This is a genomic window from Arthrobacter sp. HMWF013, assembly GCF_003061105.1.
GTDB lineage: Bacteria > Actinomycetota > Actinomycetes > Actinomycetales > Micrococcaceae > Arthrobacter.
Genome location: NZ_QAIQ01000641.1, coordinates 1 through 947, shown reverse-complemented (window position 1 = coordinate 947; position 947 = coordinate 1). Strand labels below are relative to the sequence as shown.

Genomic DNA, 947 nt, shown 5'->3' with positions numbered 1-947 from the left:
GCGGGTCCGCGCCGGTCGGACCAGTTTCCCGCCGCCACCATGCCGATCACCCCTGTGGCCAGCGGCCCGGCGAAGGCCAGCGCGTAGAGGCTGGCGCCGTCGAGCTCGCGGCTGACAACAGGCATGATGGTGGTCACGGCGAGTGACTCGAACGCGGCCAGGAACACCAGGGCGCAGGCGCCGATGGTGACCCAGCGGTACGGCCGCTTCAGGATGTTGGCGGCCGGCTCTGTCACAAGGTGAATGGAATCATGCACGCTACCGGATTGCCAGCGCTTCCTGCACGCTTTGGGCAACAGCGCCGGCGCCGGCCTCGCCCATGACGATCGTGTAGTGGTTGACGTCCGGCACCTCACGGACCCGGAGTGAGGGCAGCTTGAGCGCCCACGCCTCCAGGTAGCCGGGGGCATAGAGGGCTGCAGGTTCATTCAGCAGCCCCCGTGGAGCCCGGAGCACCTGGGCATCTACCGCCAGTTCATCCAGCGCTTTGAGCAGCGATGCGCCCCGGTGCAGCTCGGCCGTGTCCTCGGCCATCGCCTGGTATTTCGTGGCCGGCCGCAGCTCGGGCTCCTCGCCGGTCAGGTCGTAATCCACGTAATCCTCCACGAACGGGGTCCAATCACTGCTGAACGCCGGGTGCTGGCGCCAGAACTGCCGGTACACCTCGCGGCTGGGGAACGTTGAGTTCAGGCGTTCGGCGGCAGGGCCCAGCACCGCAGCCACCACGTCCTCGTCCGGGATCCCGGCCGGAACCTGCAGCGGCAGCCCGCCGTCCACCAGGACCAGCGATCGCACGCGCTCCGGGAAAAGATTCGCCAGGACCAGGGCCGCGAAGGCACCCATGGAATGGCCGACGACGACCACCGGCTCCGTGGTGAAGGCCGCCAGCACCGCGGCCAGGTCCTGGGCGTGGGTGGGCATGCCGTAGGGGGCGGGAAGTCCGTTGC

General features: G+C 69.0%; 1 protein-coding gene and 1 pseudogene. Both read right to left on the bottom strand.

Features of this window, described 5'->3' with window-relative positions:
• A pseudogene (locus DBR22_RS24935) lies at window positions 1-236 on the bottom strand (MFS transporter); the annotation flags it as partial.
• A 22-nt stretch (window positions 237-258) separates the two neighbouring features.
• On the bottom strand, window positions 259-947 hold a 689-nt coding region (locus DBR22_RS21330; RefSeq protein ID WP_108600642.1), incomplete at its 5' end, for an alpha/beta hydrolase.